Genomic DNA, 2,909 nt, shown 5'->3' with positions numbered 1-2,909 from the left:
ACCTGGTGACGACGTTCGCCCTGTTCATGCTCGGCGGCGCCATGGCTCTGCTGATGCGTGCCGAACTGGCCCGACCGGGGATGCAGTTCCTGTCCACCGAGCAGTACAACCAGCTCTTCACGATGCACGGAACGATCATGTTGCTGCTCTTCGCGACACCGCTGAGCTTCGGGTTCGCGAACTACATCGTGCCGCTGCAGATCGGCGCCCCGGACGTCGCATTCCCCCGGCTCAACGCCTTCTCGTTCTGGCTGCTCGCGTTCGGGTCGGTCGTGGTGGTGGCCGGCTTCCTGACCCCCGGCGGGGCTGCGGACTTCGGATGGACCGCGTACGCACCCCTGCAGAACGCCATCCACTCCCCCGGCCCCGGCGGCGATCTCTGGGCGGCCGGTCTCGTCGTCACCGGACTCGGCACGATCCTCGGCGCGGTCAACTTCGTGACGACCGTCGTGTGCCTGCGGGCACCCGGTATGGCGATGTTCCGGCTTCCGATGTTCACGTGGATGATGCTGTTCACCAGCCTGCTGATCCTGGTGGCCTTCCCGCCGCTCACGGCGGCCCTGCTGGCCATGGAGGCCGACCGGCACCTCGGCGCACACGTCTTCGACCCGGAGACCGGCGGCCTGGTCCTGTGGCAGCACCTGTTCTGGTTCTTCGGACACCCCGAGGTCTACATCGTCGCGCTGCCGTTCTTCGGAATCATCTCCGAGGTCATCCCGGTCTTCGCCCGCAAACCGCTGTTCGGCTACAAGGGCATGGTGTTCGCCGGAGTCGGCATCACGATGCTCTCGGCCGTGGTGTGGGCCCACCACATGTACGCGACCGGCGCGATCATGCTGTCGTTCTTCTCGTTCACCACGTTCCTCATCGCGATCCCCACCGGCATCAAGTTCGTGAACTGGATCGGGACGATGTGGAAGGGGCGGCTGACGTTCGAGACGCCGATGCTGTTCGCAGCGGGGTTCCTGGTCACGTTCCTGTTCGGCGGACTCACCGGGGTCCTGCTCGCGAGCCCGCCACTCGACTTCCACGTCTCCGACACGTACTTCGTGGTCGCCCATTTCCACTACGTGCTGTTCGGCACCATCGTGTTCTCCTTCTACTCCGGCATCTACTTCTGGTTCCCCAAGATGACCGGCCGGTTTCTCGACGAACGACTCGGGAAGATCCACTTCTGGCTGACCTTCGTCGGCTTCCACCTCACGTTCCTGGTGCAGCACTGGCTGGGGAACGAGGGCATGCCCCGCCGCTACGCGGACTACCTGCCCAGCGACGGGTTCACCGTCCTCAACACGATCTCGACGGTCGGAGCCTTCCTCCTCGGGGCGTCCACGCTCCCGTTCATCTGGAACGTCGTCACCGCCCACCGCTTCGGCCGGCGGGTCCACGCCGACGACCCGTGGGGGTTCGCCAACTCCCTGGAGTGGGCGACGACCTGCCCGCCACCGCGGCACAACTTCCACGAGCTGCCGCGCATCCGGTCCGAGCGGCCGGCGTTCGATCTGCACTACCCGCATCTCGCGACCCGGGCACGGGCGGAGGCCGCCCACAGCGTCGACCGGGCGCGGATCTCGGAGGCCTGACCCCCTGTTCCGGGCGAATGGGACACGTCACACTCTGCAGCGGTAATGTACGTTCATTTGGTGAAGTTGTAGGAGACATACCCCCAGGGGTATCAGCGGCCGGCGGGGCCGCCGTCTCCGAGAGAGGACCGGAACCCGACATGATCACCGTTCTGACCGTCGAGACGCCCGGCCTGGGCGACCGCAGCTACCTGGCGCACGACGGCGAGGTCGCCCTCGTCGTCGATCCCCAGCGCGACCACGACCGCATCCACGCCGCCGCCGACGAGGCGGGCGTCCGGATCACCCACGTGTTCGAGTCCCACATCCACAACGACTACGTCACCGGTGGTTTCCAGCTGGCCCGAGCGACCGGAGCGCAGTACCTCCTGAACGCGGACGACCCGGTCTCCTTCGAGCGCGTCGGCGTCCGCGACGGTCAGGTCGTCGAGGTCGGCACGATGCACGTCCGGGTCCTCCACACCCCGGGACACACCCACACCCACCTGTCGTTCGCCGTCTCCGACGGCTCCGTGCCCGGCGCCGAGCCGACGGTCGTGTTCACCGGCGGATCGCTCCTGTACGGCTCCACCGGCCGTCCCGACCTGCTGGGACCCGACCACACCGACACGCTCGCCCACGCCCAGTGGCACTCCGCGCGGCGGCTCGCCGCGGAGCTGCCCGACGCGACGGAGATCTTCCCGACCCACGGCTTCGGCAGCTTCTGCTCCGCCACCCAGGCCACCGGCACCGCGAGCACGATCGGCGCGGAGAAGGCGGCCAACCCCGCGCTGACCCGCGAGCAGGACGAGTGGGTCCGCGAGCTGCTGGCCGGGCTCGACGCGTTCCCCGCGTACTACGCCCACATGGGCCCCGCGAACTCCGCGGGCCCGGACGAGATCGATCTCTCCAGCCCGGCCGAGGCCGACCCCGCCGAGCTGCGACGTCGCATCGACGCGGGCGAGTGGGTCGTCGACCTGCGCACCGGGACCGCGTTCGCGGCGGGACACGTCGCGGGGACGGTGAACATCGGTCTCGGCGGGCAGTTCGTGACCTACCTCGGCTGGCTCATGCCGTGGGGGACCCCGGTGACCCTGCTGGGCGAGAGCCCGGCCGACGTGGCCGACGCACAGCGCGAGCTGGTCCGGATCGGGATCGACCGGCCCGCGGCCGTGGCCACCGGCAAGCCCGAGGACTGGACCGGACCGACCCCGCTGCGCAGCTTCCGTCAGGCCACCTTCGCCGACCTCGCGGCCGAGTACGACCGTGGTACGCGCCCGTCGGTGCTGGACGTCCGCCGGAACCCCGAGCGGGCGGACGGAGTCGTCGAGGGCTCGGTCGGACTCC

Annotated in this window: 2 protein-coding genes; both read left to right on the top strand. The window is 68.9% G+C overall.

The genetic code is table 11. The features are described 5' to 3' along the window. The coding region (gene ctaD, locus WHI96_RS27360; protein WP_432422465.1) for an aa3-type cytochrome oxidase subunit I at nucleotides 1–1,583 on the top strand (1,583 nt) is incomplete at its 5' end. Nucleotides 1,584–1,723: 140 nt separating this feature from the next. Continuing rightward, a partial coding sequence (locus tag WHI96_RS27355; RefSeq protein ID WP_349302500.1) for an MBL fold metallo-hydrolase occupies nucleotides 1,724–2,909 on the top strand: 1,186 nt, incomplete at its 3' end.

This window comes from Pseudonocardia tropica (assembly GCF_040105315.1).
Taxonomy (GTDB): domain Bacteria; phylum Actinomycetota; class Actinomycetes; order Mycobacteriales; family Pseudonocardiaceae; genus Pseudonocardia; species Pseudonocardia alni.
Note: the sequence above shows the minus strand (reverse complement) of the source record. Positions and strands in the feature narration are given on the sequence as shown.